General features: G+C 68.3%; 15 protein-coding genes and 1 pseudogene. 9 read left to right on the top strand and 7 right to left on the bottom strand.

What is annotated here, in order from left to right; genetic code table 11:
- The 6 genes from NF20_RS28750 to NF20_RS19675 all read right to left on the bottom strand — a co-directional run.
- Positions 1–350, bottom strand: a 350-nt coding sequence (locus NF20_RS28750; RefSeq protein ID WP_081759546.1) for a hypothetical protein, incomplete at its 3' end; no start/stop codon positions are given.
- A gap of 336 nt (positions 351–686) precedes the next feature.
- Complete coding sequence (locus NF20_RS28330) at positions 687–1,115, bottom strand: glycohydrolase toxin TNT-related protein (protein ID WP_225520539.1); 429 nt, start codon at positions 1,113–1,115, stop codon at positions 687–689.
- Between the two features lie 687 nt (positions 1,116–1,802).
- Complete coding sequence (locus tag NF20_RS27345) at positions 1,803–2,435, bottom strand: hypothetical protein (RefSeq protein ID WP_155947472.1); 633 nt, start codon at positions 2,433–2,435, stop codon at positions 1,803–1,805.
- Complete coding sequence (locus tag NF20_RS19685; protein ID WP_033712399.1) at positions 2,428–4,962, bottom strand: glycohydrolase toxin TNT-related protein; 2,535 nt, start codon at positions 4,960–4,962, stop codon at positions 2,428–2,430. Before NF20_RS19685 ends, NF20_RS27345 begins: the two co-directional genes overlap by 8 nt.
- Positions 4,963–4,966: 4 nt before the next feature.
- Positions 4,967–5,257: a WXG100 family type VII secretion target gene (locus tag NF20_RS19680; protein ID WP_023870070.1), complete on the bottom strand. Its 291-nt coding sequence runs from the start codon at positions 5,255–5,257 to the stop codon at positions 4,967–4,969.
- On the bottom strand, positions 5,250–5,558 hold the full coding sequence (locus tag NF20_RS19675) for a WXG100 family type VII secretion target (protein WP_033712402.1): 309 nt from the start codon (positions 5,556–5,558) through the stop codon (positions 5,250–5,252). The genes NF20_RS19680 and NF20_RS19675 overlap by 8 nt, the downstream gene beginning before the upstream one ends.
- A gap of 59 nt (positions 5,559–5,617) precedes the next feature.
- Here NF20_RS19675 and NF20_RS19670 point away from each other — a divergent pair, with 59 nt between their 5' ends.
- From NF20_RS19670 to NF20_RS19640, 7 genes and pseudogenes are all read left to right on the top strand, one after another.
- Positions 5,618–5,887, top strand: a complete 270-nt coding sequence (locus NF20_RS19670; RefSeq protein WP_009979292.1) for a glutaredoxin family protein — start codon at positions 5,618–5,620, stop codon at positions 5,885–5,887.
- Between the two features lie 110 nt (positions 5,888–5,997).
- Positions 5,998–7,375: pseudogene (locus NF20_RS19665) on the top strand (glutamyl-tRNA reductase).
- A gap of 13 nt (positions 7,376–7,388) precedes the next feature.
- Positions 7,389–8,336, top strand: coding sequence for a hydroxymethylbilane synthase (gene hemC / locus NF20_RS19660; RefSeq protein ID WP_031354337.1), 948 nt, complete (start codon positions 7,389–7,391; stop codon positions 8,334–8,336).
- 23 nt (positions 8,337–8,359) lie between these two features.
- Positions 8,360–10,018: a uroporphyrinogen-III synthase gene (locus tag NF20_RS19655; RefSeq protein WP_023870073.1), complete on the top strand. Its 1,659-nt coding sequence runs from the start codon at positions 8,360–8,362 to the stop codon at positions 10,016–10,018.
- A 6-nt stretch (positions 10,019–10,024) separates the two neighbouring features.
- The gene (gene hemB, locus NF20_RS19650) at positions 10,025–11,005 is read left to right on the top strand and encodes a porphobilinogen synthase (RefSeq protein WP_010950200.1); all 981 of its coding nucleotides are present in this window, start codon (positions 10,025–10,027) and stop codon (positions 11,003–11,005) included.
- Between the two features lie 55 nt (positions 11,006–11,060).
- A complete protein-coding gene (locus tag NF20_RS19645) occupies positions 11,061–11,579 on the top strand; it encodes a DUF3093 family protein (RefSeq protein WP_003879326.1) in 519 nt (172 codons plus the stop codon).
- Complete coding sequence (locus NF20_RS19640; RefSeq protein ID WP_003873689.1) at positions 11,576–11,836, top strand: hypothetical protein; 261 nt, start codon at positions 11,576–11,578, stop codon at positions 11,834–11,836. The genes NF20_RS19645 and NF20_RS19640 overlap by 4 nt, the downstream gene beginning before the upstream one ends.
- On the opposite strand, the gene NF20_RS19635 is transcribed toward NF20_RS19640, so the two are convergent.
- On the bottom strand, positions 11,820–12,260 hold the full coding sequence (locus tag NF20_RS19635) for an STAS domain-containing protein (protein WP_009979287.1): 441 nt from the start codon (positions 12,258–12,260) through the stop codon (positions 11,820–11,822). The genes NF20_RS19640 and NF20_RS19635 overlap by 17 nt on opposite strands.
- A 365-nt stretch (positions 12,261–12,625) precedes the next feature.
- Between NF20_RS19635 and NF20_RS19630 the strand changes: the two genes are divergently transcribed.
- A complete protein-coding gene (locus NF20_RS19630) occupies positions 12,626–13,864 on the top strand; it encodes an acyltransferase family protein (protein ID WP_003873687.1) in 1,239 nt (412 codons plus the stop codon).
- Between the two features lie 90 nt (positions 13,865–13,954).
- Positions 13,955–14,644 carry an Rv0518 family GDSL lipase gene (locus NF20_RS19625; RefSeq protein WP_003873686.1) on the top strand — a complete coding sequence of 230 codons (690 nt, stop codon included), beginning with the start codon at positions 13,955–13,957 and terminating at the stop codon, positions 14,642–14,644.
- The last annotated feature ends 179 nt before the right edge of the window (positions 14,645–14,823 follow it).

Below are 14,823 nucleotides of genomic sequence, written 5' to 3'. Positions count from 1 at the left end.
AGCGCAAGGACTTCCATCCTGGGTTGGTCTTCGGGGAATGCGTATCCGTAGGAGCTGCGGTCTTCTTCGAATGTGTAGCGTTTCAGATGTTCCTCGATAAAGCCATCCTGGGGAGTGGGGGATTCGGTCTTCATGAAACTTATGGCTTGCCGATCCGCGGGTTCAACTAGTATGCGCGGGCTGGGGCCGCGGTCGTCCCATTTAACGAACTGCGACGTTAAACGAAGGTCGACGCGGACGCTATCTCCGATCCGCATAATGACATACTTGGCAGCGTCTGAGAACTTTGAGAAGAAGACCTTGATGCTCTCGTCTCGTTGTGCCGCTCGTTCATGCTTTAGGGAACTCAATACGCAGAAATAATCCGGCACCCGGTCGATGATCCAAGCTCCCCAGTCGCCTGACTCCGCCCACTCTGGCCACTTTTTGAGCTTTTCGGAGTAATCGGAACGAAAGTACATGCGGTCGTTTTGTCTGTCGGGTTCGTCGTACGATCCTCGGCAGGCCTCGTTGGCAATTTTGCGCCAGAAGCTGTAATGCTTGATTGCATCAGCGAATCCAACTTCTGCATCGAGATTCATAGCCAACTCTGCAGGACCTCTCTGTGCTCGCCCACCATCCCCAATCCAGGTAGCCGTTCTCGATTAACCACTTTATCAGCACAGTCTTCTTGTTTTTGTCAATTACTACTCATTGTGTGCCGCACCGGGCTGGCCAAATGCGTCGCCAACTTCGCCGTATCTGACTTCCCAACCTTCGGGCAATTCTTTACCTGTGCCGTGGAACCGATTGTAATCGCCAGATGAACCAGGTGCCACGCCGCGGTGCGGATAGCTATCACCGACAGCGCCCATGAAATCACCTTTAGCGTCGCTGACCTCTCCCATCCTGTCGAGCCACGTCTTTGGGAATACTGCGAGCCGTTTTGTATATGCCGTCGGCGAACCCTTCCACTTTGGGCAGTCCCACGTCCCAGTTGCAGGGCCCCACCATATATTCAAAATTTCTTGGGCGGTCATTCCCGCATAAGGGCTATTCGCCCCGGCTGATTCGGCAAGTTCTCGAGGGCAGCCGTGCTCTATGAGATCCTTGACGAGTTTCTCAGGTGATTCCACGAGCGCAAGTTGCGCCTGGTACCAAGGCGGTAAATCCGATGGGGTGGGGATTTCTGGCGGATGTCCGTCGGCGGGTTCATCGGGAGGCGCGCCGTCGTGTGGCGGGTGCGATCCGGACGGTCGATCGCCGTCGCCAGGCGGGTGATGACCGCCAGGTTGATGCGGCCCGCTGCCATCGGCCAGGGGATGTCCGTCGCCGGGTCCATGGGGACCGCCATCACCAGGATGGTATGGCCCATCTCCGCCGCCGGGCACGTGGGGAGCGCCATCTTGCTGCGGCTCGACGGGATGAGCGCCCGGCTCCCCGCCATGAGGCACATCACCTAGACCGGAAGGTGTTTCGGCAGGCGCGCCGCCGCCCATCGGGACCGAGGACGCCGATGGAACGGGCGCCGCCGCCGCGGCCGCGGGTGCTGGAGCGGACGCAGGCGCCGCCGCAACTGCGGGTACCGTCGCAGCGGGAGCCGGCGCGGCCGGAGGTTCGCCGGGGGACGCCGGCGCGTGGGCGGGAACGGGCTCGGGCGATTTGGGGTGGGTGCCGTCTCCGGCCGGCGTCGGCATCACTGGTTTGCCGACCGATTCCGGCGGCGTCGCAATGGGTTTCGGTTCGCCGCTGTGCGGTGCGGCGGTCGGCTTGGGCGGCTCGGCGGGCGGATTGCCGGGCGTCCTGCCAACTTGTGACGTTGGTTATGCCGGCCGGATGTTGACCGTGAACCAATCCTTCGGAATCCCTTGTCGCAGAATGGAATCAAGCTCCTCGAAGCTGAGAACCAACACGTGCGACGCCGCGGGGGCGTCAGTCTCGCCCATCCATCCTCGATCAGTGGGTTCCTGATCGATCCGTAAACTGACACGCCCGGGAAAATTGACCGGGTCTGGCTTGCTCAGGGTGACGCGTGGATCAATACCTTCCTGATACCAGCGGTAGGCGGGGCTCTCCGTGTATTGACCTGGGCGGGCCGATTGGCTGATTAGAAATGCAAGATATTTCTCAGCATCGTCGAACCTTCTGAACATCCAATATGTTTCTCGCAAGCCTCGTTCTTGGCTATCAATATAGAAATTCCCATCTCCCCATGTCAGATAGTAAGAAATATCAGCGTCGTCGATGAAAGCAAGCTCTCGGCTGTTCGTCATCTCGGGTGGGCGGGCACCCCAGTAGATCTGTTCGGGCGTTTCGTGTAGTCGGGGTTCGCGCTGGACTTGTCCGGGAAGGCGACCTCGACTGCGCAGGGCGATCTCTTGCCACGCGTACCAGTACTTAACGATTCTATGCAGGAATGACGGGAATTTGCTCAGATCGACATTGTAGTCAGTCACCGCGGCTCCTCAGGTTCTCAGGTGGGTTGAGAAAGTATCTGTCTATCAGGGCTTGGACACTCACGCGCTCGCCTTCGGGGGCGATTATAAGAAGTTGAGGTTGACCGCCGGGATGTCCGAACCATGGTGCTGCCAAAGAGAATTCTATTTTCCACCCCGGTGGAAGGCCGGCGGATGCATCGACTTTATACGCGTGGTACGGTTCTTCGAGGCTTGTGTGAGGAAGTGCACGCCCCTCGTATGGCGTGCCTTCAAAAGCCAGCCACCGCCCGCCTGGACGGCCGATTCGGTCTAGCCATTGGCCATGCAATGCCGAAATTTCGGCAGGCGTAAGATCGCGGACGGTCCCCGGAATCGCGTATGGCTTCGCTGGATCGTTAACGTCGGGGTATCGCAATCTACCGTTTTCGTCTTCAAATAGTTCGCGGTATTCGGTTTCGGAAAGTTCACCAAATTCCTTCGCGTCAGGGAAAACATCCCTCGCTCTAGGCGGGCCATTGTGGCTGCCGTCCACAGGATGATGATCGCCAGGCATATCGCTGTCATCGCCGGGATGGGAGTCATGCGGTCCGTTGCCGTCTCCTGGGGAATGTGGACCGCCATCGCCCGGATGGGAGTCGTGCGGCCCATTGCCGTCTCCCGGCGGATGTGGACCACCGTCGCCGGGCGAGTGGGGCGGCCCGGTGCCGTCTCCCGGCGGGTGGGCGCCACCGCCGTGGGGCTCGGTTGGAGGAGCACTCGGTTCCCCGGCGTGGGGTACCTCTCCCAGGCCGGAGGGTGCTTCGGGTGGCGCACCGCCACCCATCGGGAGCGACGGCGGAGTGGGAAGGTGAGTCGCAGCGGCGGCTGTCGATTCAACGGGCAGGCCAGCAGCGGCGGCAGGGACTGCCGGAGGTTCGCCGTCTCCGGCCGGCGGGGGCGTCACTGGCTTGCCGACCGATTCCGGTGGCGTCGCAATGGGTTTCGGTTCGCCGCCGTGCGGTGCGGCGGTCGGCTTGGGCGGCTCGGCGGCCGGAGGTGTCCCGCCAACCGGCGGCTTGGACTCGGTCGGGCTGTGCGGCAGCGGACCGTCGGCCGGCCCGGGCGCCGGCTTCCCCGAGGGCGCGACCGGCCCCGGCTTTCCCGAAGGCGCGGGCTGGCCCGAGTCCGGTGCTTTGGGCGCGGCCGGGGGCTTGACCTCTGGAGGCTTGGGAACCCCGGGCGGTTTCTTCAGCCCTTTCAGCGCATCGGCGGCGGTGTGCCCGAATTTGCCCAGCTTGGACAGCGGCCCGCCGGGCAAGGCCAACGTCGCCACGTCGAAAGTGGACTTCCCGAGGGCCTCGGCCGGATTCGAGCCCCACTCGTCCCAATGCGTGACGTCCTTGCCCAGCGCCTTCCACGCGTCGAACGCTCCCGGCACGCCGTCGGGCCCCAGGCCGACGAGCGTCCCGGCTCCTTCAACCATGCCGGCCATGGTTTTGCCGTAACCCACGGGATCCAGCAGCATCCGGTTGGGGCTGACCTCGTACAGCCCTTTGAGAAATCCCCAGCCTTCCTCACCGACGCCTTTGAAGGCCTGGCCGACCTGGTTGAGCGCCCTGCCGACCGGCGTCCCGTGCAAGAAGTGGTCCCACTCCTTACCGGCCCAATGGCTCATGTTCTCTGTGGCCGCGGCAACCGCGGACACCGTGGCCTCGATCTGGCCGCCCAGCGTTTCGGCCTCCCGGCCGAAGTTGTCGACCACCGTGCGAATGTCGTCGGCGATCTTCTTGATCTCGTCTTCGTCTTCGTCGGTCAGCAGATCCCAGGCCTCTTTGATCCCGGTCAGCGGATCGCAGATGCGCGACAACAGATCCAGGATCGCCGCGTGCACCTGGTCGACCTTGGCCGCATAGCTGTTGAGCTGCGCGGCGATCGTCTGGCATTGCCGCGCCACGTCGGCCGTGGCGCTGGAGGCGTCGGCCAGCGCCTTGTTGATCGCGGCGCCCTCCGGAATCTGTTGTGCGCCAATGGCGGCCATCGTTCCGCCGCCGGCCGCGGTCTCGGCGGCCATGAAGTTGGCGCCGGCGGTGGCCCAGGCCGCCGCGGCGGCCCGCAATTTCGCCGAATCGCCGGTGGGCCAGATCATCCCGATATACGGGGCCACCCAGCCCCAGCCGGCCGGGGCGCCGCTGCCGTGACCCACCGCCGACGGCGGCGCCCCGACCGTCAACGGCCCGGTCACCTGGGGTGCCGGCAGGGCGGAGGCCCGGCCCGCCAGGTCCGACATCGCCTCGGCCACCGCGTAGTTGTGCGCCGACATCCGCACCCCATCGCCGATGCTGCACAACCCATTCCGCGTGTCGGCCATCGCCTGGATCAACTTGGCCGCCGCGCCGTCGTAGCGACGGCCGAGCGCGGCGCCCACCGGATCGTCACCGGCCATCCCGGAGGTGCCGGCCAGCGCCGCCGTCAAGGTCGAGATCACCGAACCCAACGACTCACCGGCAGCCACCACGGTGGCGCCGGCGTGGTCTAGGGCGGTGGGATCACACGCCAGCGGCGCCATCGGGTCACGACCACATGCCGAGATTCTTCGACATCGCCCCGGTGTAGTTGCCGTGCGCGGTCGAGGCTGCCTTGCCGAGCTGCGCCAGCGCCTCGCGCATCATCGCCTCGCCGCGCACCCAATGCTGATGCGCCTCGGCATGCGCCGCGGCGCCCTCACCGGTCCACGTCTGGTGCAAACGCGTTACGCGAGAATCGATTTCGGCGATCATGTCCTCGGCGTAGCGCTGGAATTCGGCCATCCGCTGCACGGCGTCGGCCAGCGCCTCCGGGTCCACCCGGAACGCCTCAGCCACCGCGCACCGCCCGTTCGGCCTGGGCGGCGCCGGCCTCGTTGCTCGCATAGGCCTCGCCGGCCTGGCCGACCAGGCGGGCCAGCATCGCCAACCCGAGCTGCACTTCGCGAGCGCCGCGATGCCACAGCTCCCACGCCGCGGCGTACGCGCTGCCCGACGCGCCCTGCCACCCGCCCAGCATCTGACCGACCTGGTCGTCGAGCTGGCCCAGCTGTGCCGAAAGATGCTCGGCCGCACCGCTGAGCGATGCGGCGGCGCCCTGCATCACCACAGGGTCGACCCGCACCGTTTTGTCGCTCATAGCCGGAACGTAATGCCTGGTAACCCGCCCCACAAGTCACCGATGCGACACTGGTCGCCATGACGTCAGCCACCCCGCGGCCGCAGGTGGAGCTGCTCACCCGGGACGGGTGCACCATCTGCGAGCGCATCCACGCCCGGCTGGTCGAACTCGCCGCGGAATTGGGCTTCGAGCTGTCGACGACCGACGTCGACGCCGCCGCGGCGGCGGGCAATCCGGGGCTGCGCGCCGAATTCGGCGACCGGTTGCCGGTGATCCTGCTCGACGGTCGCGAACACAGCTACTGGGACATCGACGAGCCACGGCTGCGCGCCGATCTCGCCCGCTGAGCTCGGGCCGGCTGCCAAACGATTATTTGGTAGCCCAGCTGATAAACGTTTACCGTGGACAGCAGTTCAGTTACTGGAGGAAGCAAGGGAGCTGGCCAGGTGATGCTGCCGTGAGCGTCTTGCTCTTCGGGGTTTCGCACCGTAGTGCGCCGGTCTCCGTCCTGGAACAACTCAGTATCGACGAATCCGATCACGGCAAGATCGTCGACCGGGTGTTGCAGTCCCCGCTGGTGACCGAGGCGATGGTGCTGTCGACATGCAACCGGGTCGAGGTCTACGCGGTGGTGGACGCGTTCCACGGCGGGTTGGCCGTGATCGGGCAGGTGCTGTCGGACCACTCCGGGATGTCGATGTCCGACCTCACCAAATACGCCTACGTCCGGTACAGCGAGGCCGCCGTCGAGCACCTGTTCGCGGTGGCCAGCGGCCTGGACTCGGCGGTGATCGGCGAGCAGCAGGTGCTCGGCCAGGTCCGCCGCGCGTACGCCACCGCCGAAACCAACCGCACCGTGGGCCGGGTGCTGCACGAACTGGCCCAGCGCGCGCTGTCGGTGGGCAAGCGGGTGCACTCCGAGACCGCCATCGACGCCGCCGGCGCCTCGGTGGTGTCGGTCGCCCTGGACATGGCCGACCGCCGGCTGGGCGGGCTGGCCGGCAAGACCGCCGTCCTGGTAGGCGCCGGAGCGATGGGCGCCCTGGCCGCCGCGCACCTGTCCCGCGCCGGCATCGGGCAGGTCCACGTGCTCAACCGGTCGCTGTCGCGGGCCAACGGCTGGTCCGCAAGATCCGCGAAACCGGGGTGCGGGCCGACGCGCTGCCGCTGGAGCACCTGGCCGACGCGCTGGCCGGGGCCGACGTCGTGGTCAGCTGCACCGGCGCGGTCAGTCCGGTGGTCTCGCTGGCCGACGTGCACCACGCGCTGGCCGCCGCCGGCCGCTCGGCCGCCGACGAGACCGCCCACCCCTGGTGATCTGCGATCTGGGCATGCCGCGCGACGTCGACCCGGCGGTGGCCGGGCTGCCCGGCGTCTGGGTGGTCGACGTGGACCGCGTGCAGCACGAGCCCTCGGCGCACGCCGCGGCCGCCGACGTCGACGCCGCCCGCACTATCGTGGCCACCGAAGTCGCCGCCTACCTGGCCGGGCAGCGGATGGCCGAGGTCACGCCGACGGTGACGGCGCTGCGCCAGCGCGCGGCCGACGTCGTCGAGGCCGAGCTGCTGCGGCTGGACAACCGGCTGCCCGGCCTCGACAGCGCCCACCGTGAAGAGGTGGCCCGCACCGTGCGTCGGGTGGTGGACAAGCTGCTGCACGCCCCGACGGTGCGGATCAAACAGCTCGCCAGCGCCCCCGGCGGGGACAGCTACGCCGAGGCGTTGCGTGAGCTCTTCGAACTCGACCAGACCGCCGTCGACGCCGTCGCCGCGGGCGAATTGCCGGTCATAGCAACCGGATTCGACGCGGGTGCGCCGCAACAACCCACCGAGTAGCCGATTGGCGAATGTGATCCGGATAGGAACCCGGGGCAGCCTGCTGGCCACCACCCAGGCCGGGGGCGTCAGGGACGCCCTGATCGCCCGCGGGCACCCGGCGGAACTGGTCACCATCACCACCGCGGGGGACCGGTCGTCGGGGCCCATCGAGTCGCTCGGGGTGGGAGTGTTCACCACCGCCCTGCGCGAGGCCATCGAGGAGGGCCGGGTGGACGCCGCCGTGCACTCCCACAAGGACCTGCCGACCGCCGACGATCCACGGTTTGCTGTGGCCGCCATCCCCGCCCGCAACGACCCACGGGACGCGGTGGTGGCCCGCGACGGCCTGGTGCTCGCCGAGTTGCCGCCCGGTTCGCTGGTGGGCACCTCCTCGCCGCGACGGGCCGCGCAGCTTAGAGCATTGGGTCTCGGTTTGGAAATCCGCCCCCTACGAGGCAACCTAGATACCAGGTTGAACAGGGTTAGCAGTGGTGATCTGGACGCGATCGTGGTAGCCCGGGCGGGTCTGGCCCGGCTGGGTCGCCTCGGGGATGTCACCGAGACGCTCGAGCCGGTGCAGATGTTGCCGGCACCGGCTCAGGGCGCGCTCGCCGTCGAATGCCGAGCCGGGGACAGCCGGTTGGCCGCGGTGCTGGCGGAGCTGGACGATGCCGACACGCGCGCGTCGGTCACCGCGGAGCGAGCCCTGCTGGCCGAACTGGAGGCCGGTTGCTCCGCACCGGTGGGCGCGATCGCCGAAGTGGTCGAGTCCATCGATGAGGACGGCCGGATCTTCGAAGAGCTGTCGCTGCGCGGTTGCGTGGCGGCGCTGGACGGGTCCGACGTGATCCGCGCGTCCGGCATCGGCACTCCCGGTCGGGCCCGAGAGCTGGGGCTTTCGGTCGCCGCCGAGCTGCTCGAGCTGGGCGCGCGCGAGTTGATGAGCGGAGCGCGGCACGACCCGGCGCGAGGAAATTAAGTGCGAGTTACCTGGGAGCGACAATGACGACGCGAGGGCGTAAGCCGACACCCGGCCGCATCACGTACGTGGGCTCCGGCCCGGGTGACCCGGGACTGTTGACGGCCCGGGCCGCGACGGTGCTGGCGAACGCCGCGCTGGTGTTCACCGACCCCGACGTGCCCGAGCCGGTGCTGGCGCTGATCGGCAAGGACCTGCCGCCGGTGTCCGGCCCGGCGCCGGCCGAGCCGGCGTCCAACGGCGAGGGCGCCGGCTCCGAGCAGGGGCAGGCGCAGCCGGCGGTGATCTCCGGTGGCCCGGACATCCGACCGGCGCTGGGTGATCCGGCCGAGGTGGCCAAGACGCTGACCGCCGAGGCGCGCACCGGCGCCGACGTGGTGCGGCTGGTGGCCGGTGACCCGCTGACCGTCGACGCCGTCATCACCGAGGTCAACGCCATCGCCCGCAGCCACCTGCACATCGAGATCGTGCCCGGGCTGGCGCCCACCAACGCCGTCCCGACCTACGCGGGCCTGCCGCTGGGCTCCTCGCACACCATGGCCGACGTGCGCGGTGACGTGGACTGGGAGGCGCTGGCCGCCGCGCCCGGCCCGCTGATCCTACAGGCCACCGCGTCGCACCTGGCCGACGCGGCGCGCACCCTGATCGAACACGAACTGGCCGAGAACACCCCGTGCGTGGTCACCGCGCACGGCACCACCTGCCAACAGCGCTCCATCGAGACCACGCTGCAGGGGCTGACCGACTCGGCGGTGCTGGGCGGCACCGACCCCGCCGGCCCGCTGACCGGTCCGCTGGTGGTGACCATCGGCAAGACGGTGAGCGCCCGGGCCAAGCTGAACTGGTGGGAGAGCCGCGCCCTGTACGGCTGGACCGTGCTGGTGCCCCGCACCAAGGACCAGGCCGGCGAGATGAGCGAGCGGCTGACGTCGTACGGCGCGCTGCCGATCGAGGTGCCGACCATTGCCGTCGAGCCGCCGCGCAGCCCCGCGCAGATGGAGCGTGCCGTCAAGGGATTGGTCGACGGCCGCTTCCAGTGGGTGGTGTTCACCTCCACCAACGCGGTGCGCGCGGTGTGGGAGAAGTTCGGCGAGTTCGGTCTGGACGCGCGGGCGTTCTCCGGGGTCAAGATCGCCTGTGTGGGCGAGTCGACGGCCGACCGGGTGCGGGCGTTCGGGATCAGCCCCGAGCTGGTGCCGGCGGGCGAGCAGTCCTCGCTGGGTCTGCTCGACGACTTCCCGCCCTACGACAGCGTTTTCGACCCGGTGAACCGGGTGCTGTTGCCGCGGGCCGACATCGCCACCGAGACGCTGGCCGAGGGGCTGCGCGAACGGGGTTGGGAGATCGAGGATGTCACGGCCTACCGGACGGTGCGGGCCGCGCCGCCGCCGGCGGAGACCCGGGAGATGATCAAGACCGGCGGCTTCGACGCGGTGTGCTTCACGTCCAGCTCCACGGTGCGCAACCTGGTCGGCATCGCCGGCAAGCCGCACGCCCGGACGATCATCGCCTGCATCGGTCCCAAGACCGCCGAGACCGCCGCCGAGTTCGGCCTGCGGGTGGATGTCCAGCCCGAGACCGCGGCGGTGGGCCCGCTGGTCGACGCTCTGGCCGAACACGCCGCGCGGTTGCGCGCCGAGGGGGCGCTGCCACCGCCGCGCAAGAAGAGCCGCAGGCGCTAGCGTCTCATGGCTTACCCGCGGCAGCGTCCGCGCCGGCTTCGCTCGACCCCGGCGCTGCGCCGCCTGGTGGCCCAAACCTCCTTGGAGCCAAGGCATTTGGTGCTGCCGATGTTTGTCGCCGACGGTATCGACGAGCCGCGCCCGATCGCCTCGATGCCGAAGGTGGTGCAGCACACCCGCGACTCGCTGCGCGCCGCCGCCGCCAGCGCCGTCGCCGCCGGGGTGGGCGGTCTGATGCTGTTCGGTGTGCCGCGCGACGAGGACAAGGATCCGATCGGTTCGGCCGGCACCGACCCCGACGGCATCCTCAACGTCGCGCTGCGCGATCTGGCCAAGGACCTCGGCGATGCCACCGTGCTGATGGCCGACACCTGCCTGGACGAGTTCACCGACCACGGGCACTGCGGTGTGCTGGATGACCGGGGCCGGGTGGACAACGACGCCACGGTGGCGCGCTACGTGAATCTCGCTGTGGCGCAAGCGGAGTCGGGCGCCCACGTGGTCGGGCCGAGCGGGATGATGGACGGTCAGGTGGGCGCGATTCGCGACGGACTGGACGCCGCCGGCTTCACCGACGTGGTGATCCTGGCCTACGCCGCCAAGTTCGCCTCGGCGTTCTACGGCCCGTTCCGGGAGGCGGTCAGCTCCAGCCTGTCCGGGGATCGGCGCACCTATCAGCAGGAGACCGGTAACTCCCGCGAGGCGCTGCGCGAGATCCGGCTGGACCTGGACGAGGGCGCCGACATCGTGATGGTCAAGCCGGCGATGAGCTATCTGGACGTGGTGGCCGCTGCGGCGGAGGTCTCGCCGGTCCCGGTGGCCGCCTACCAGGTGTCGGGGGAGTACGCGATGATTTGTGCTGCAGCCGCGAACAATTGGATCGACGAGCGCGCCGCGGCGCTGGAGTCGCTGACCAGCATCCGACGCGCCGGAGCCGATATCGTTCTGAGCTATTGGGCCGCGGATGCGGCAGGGTGGCTGTCGTGAGACGGGGCTTGCGTTGACATCAGACACGACCGGGGACGACGTCCAGCCGAAGCGGTTGTTCTACGAGCCGGGGGCCAGCTGGTGGTGGGTGGCCTGCGGGCCGGCGTCCGCGGCGGCCATGGTGCTGATCGAAATCTGGAGCGGCGCCAAGGTGTCGCTGGTGGTGCCCGCGATCTTTTTGGTGCTGGTGTCGGCGTTCGTGGGCTTGCAGGTGAAGGCGGCGCGCATCCACGTCTCGGTCGAGCTCACCGAGGAGGCGTTGCGCCAGGGCACCGAGACGATCCTGGTGCGCGAAATCGTCAAGGTGTACCCGGAGGCCGAAAACAACGAGGCCTCCGGCAAGGAGCTGGCGCGCTGGCAGTCGGCGCGGGCGCTGGGCGAGCTGGTCGGGGTGCCGCGCGGGCGGATCGGCATCGGCCTCAAGCTGACCAACGGCCGCACCGCCCAGGCGTGGGCACGCCGTCATCGCCAGCTGCGCGCCGCGCTGACCCCGCTGGTGCAGGAGCGGGTGGAACCGAGCCGCACGGACGTGCTGGACCGCGATCCCGACGACGACGCCGGGACGGCGCAATGATCGCCGGCTCCCGCGCGGTCGTCGAACTCGTCCTGGCCGTCGCCGCGCTGGCCGGGTCGGCGGTGAGCTGGGTGCGCTCGCATCACAGCGTGGCCGTCGCGCCCATCGCCGACGGGCAGCCGTTCACCACGTCGGTGGTGTACGACCCGCAGCTGCTGCTGCTCACACTGGTGTTGTTGACGAGTGCCGGGGTGTTGGCCGTGGTCGGGATCACCCGACTGCGGCGCGCCCGTTCGGCCGCTACGACGTCTTCTTGACCAGCGGCAACGCCATCCGGCGGCGGACCGCGATGGCGTCGGCCCGATCCCGCAGCACCTCGTGCACCGAGCGCATGATCGGGAAGCTGGCGTCGTGACCGGTGTCGTCGAGCACCGCGGTGACCGCCGAGCTGGCGACCAGCGTCCACTCCACCTCGGCGGCGCGACAATCGGCGTCGAAGGCGTACAGCAGCGAGATGCCGGCCTCAGCAAATTGGGAGACATCGGCGACGTCGAGCACCACCGGGTTTTCGCCGAGGGTGAAACGCCGAATGTGGTGGCTGATCCGGTCCACGTTGGCGTCGTCGATCACGCCGCGGATGTGCACCACGGTCGCCAGGTGACGGTGATGTGCCCGGACCTGAGCGCCGTCGCAGTCAAACACGCAGTTGTCGTGGCGCGTCTCGGTACCTGCGATCGTCATGAGGACCCCTCACTCGCCGTGGCGCTCGCGCTGCCTTCGAAGGGCGCCTCCACACCCACCGAAGCTGCCTCAAACGCTAGGCCGCAAGCCTAAGGAGACCGGTAGCCGCGTCTAACTCTTTGCTAAGAAGCCGCTGAGGCCGCCGCGACGGCCCCGGCCCAGCGAAACCCGAGCAAACGCCGCCCGGCCAAAGGCCCGGGTGAACGCGGTGTGGCACACCACAACCGTCCACCCATCGGGGCGATTGCGCTGCTAGGCTGCCATGGCTGCCGGTTGCCGGTCGGGGGCTGGTGAGACGGCCGCCGCGCCCGCTCAGCCGGGCGGCACGAGAACGCAACAGCAGGATCCAGACGGGAAAGAGCAACGTGCGGGGCGGAGAGATCAGGGGCGAGATCAAGGCCCTGACGGGACTCCGTATCGTCGCCGCGCTGTGGGTGGTGCTGTTTCACTTCCGGCCCATGCTCGGCGATGCCTCACCCGATCTGCGCGACGCGCTGGCACCGGTGCTCAATTGCGGCGCGCAGGGCGTCGACCTGTTCTTCATCCTCAGCGGATTCGTGCTGACGTACAACTATCTCGACCGGATGGGCCGGTCCTTCTCGACGCGGGCCACGCTGCATTTCCTGTGGCTGCGGCTGGCGCGGGTGTGGCCGGTGTACCTGGTCACGTTGCACCTGGCCGCGCTGTGGGTGATCTTCACGCTGCACGTCGGGCACGTGCCGTCGCCGGACGCCGCGTCGCTGACCGCGATCAGCTACGTGCGCCAGATCCTGTTGGTGCAGTTGTGGTTTGTGCCGTTCTTCGACGATTCCAGCTGGGACGGCCCGGCCTGGTCGATCAGCGCCGAATGGCTGGCCTACGTGCTGTTCGCCGGGCTGGTGCTGGTGCTGCTGAGGATGAAGCAGGCGACCCGGGCGCGCAGCCTGATGGTGCTGGCGTTCGCGGCGTCGCTGCCGCCGGTGGTGATGCTGCTGGCCAGCGGCCACTTCTACACGCCGTGGAGCTGGTTGCCGCGCATCGTCACGCAGTTCACCGCCGGCGCGCTGGCGTGCGCGGCGGTGCGCAGGTTGCGGCTGACCGACCGGGGCCGCCGGATCGCGGGCTACATCTCGCTGCTGCTGCTGGCCGCCATGGTGGGCGTGCTGTATTGGTTTGGCGCACACCCGATATCGGGTGTGGTCGAGAACGACAGCGGCGGCGTCGTCGACGTGTTGTTCGTCCCGCTGGTCATCTCGCTGGCCGTCGGGCTGGGCAGCCTGCCGCGGGTGTTGTCGGCCCGGGCGATGGTCTACGGCGGCAAGATCTCGTTCTGCCTGTACATGGTGCACGAGCTGGTGCACACCTCGTGGGGATGGGCGGTCGAGCAGTTCGAGCTGGTGACCCAGGACAACCCGTGGAAATGGAACGTCATCGGCCTGCTCGCGATCGCCCTGGCCGGCGCGGTCGTCTTGTATCACGGCGTGGAAGAGCCCGCCCGCCGGTGGATGCGCAAGATGGTCGACGTGCGAGCCGTCAGCGCGAGAAGCGACCCCGGCGAACCGGCCAACACCAAGCTGCATCCGATCGACCGTCCGCTGGAAGCGATTTCGGCCCGCGCGGTGTGATGGCTGCCTTAGCGGCCGGCCGCGACCTACTGGCAGTATTCGGTGAGAACGCGGCGGCGCCCGACCATGCCGTTGACAGTGGAGGTAGGAGTGAGTCGTCTGGCCACCTTTCTCATCGGGGTGAGTCTTCTGCTGGGCGTGGGCCTTGTGGCATACCCGGCGCAGCTGCGCACGTACGAGACGCTGACGCTGGACTTCCGGCTGAATCATGTGGCAGTGATTGGGGATTCGTACACCACCGGGACCAACGAGGGCGGCCTGGGCGCCAGGTCGTGGCCGTCGCGCGCGTGGCAGGTGCTCAGCGCGCGCGGGTCACGGGTGTCGGCCGACGTGGCGGCCGAGGGCAGGGCCGGTTACGCCGTGACCGGCGACCACGGCAGCATCTTCGAGGATCTGACCGCCCGCGCGGTGCAGTCCGATGACGCGCTGGTGGTGTTCTTCGGCTCCCGCAACGACCAGGGGGTCGATCCCGGGCTGCTGATCGAAAAGACGCACGCCGCTTTGGATCTGGCCCGCCGGCTGGCGCCGGCCGCGCGCCTGCTGGTGATCGGACCGCCGTGGCCGACCGCCGACGTGCCGCCGTCGATGTACCTGATCCGCGACATCCTCGGCGGCGCGGCCGGGGCGGCCGGGGCGACGTTCATCGACCCGATCGCCGAACACTGGTTCGTCGGCCGGCCCGACCTGATCGGCGCGGACGGGGTGCACCCGAATGACGCGGGGCACCAATACATGGCGGACAAGATCGCACCGCTGATCCGCACCCAGCTGTCGACCTGACCGGGGCGTCAGTCGTCGGCGTGCCGCTCGTAGTCCCAGCGTTCCAGCCGGGCCTGCAGCTGCAGCAGGCCGATTCCGGCGAAGGGTGCGGCGACGGCCACACAGACCAGCAGCAGCGGAGACATGTCCTACAACCTCCAATAACCCTTCACTGATCTGACGTTCGACGGCGCCGAGCG

The organism is Mycobacterium sp. MAC_080597_8934, from assembly GCF_000523975.1.
In the GTDB taxonomy this organism is placed as follows: Bacteria; Actinomycetota; Actinomycetes; order Mycobacteriales; family Mycobacteriaceae; genus Mycobacterium; species Mycobacterium avium.
This window is presented reverse-complemented; position numbering and strand designations above follow the sequence as displayed.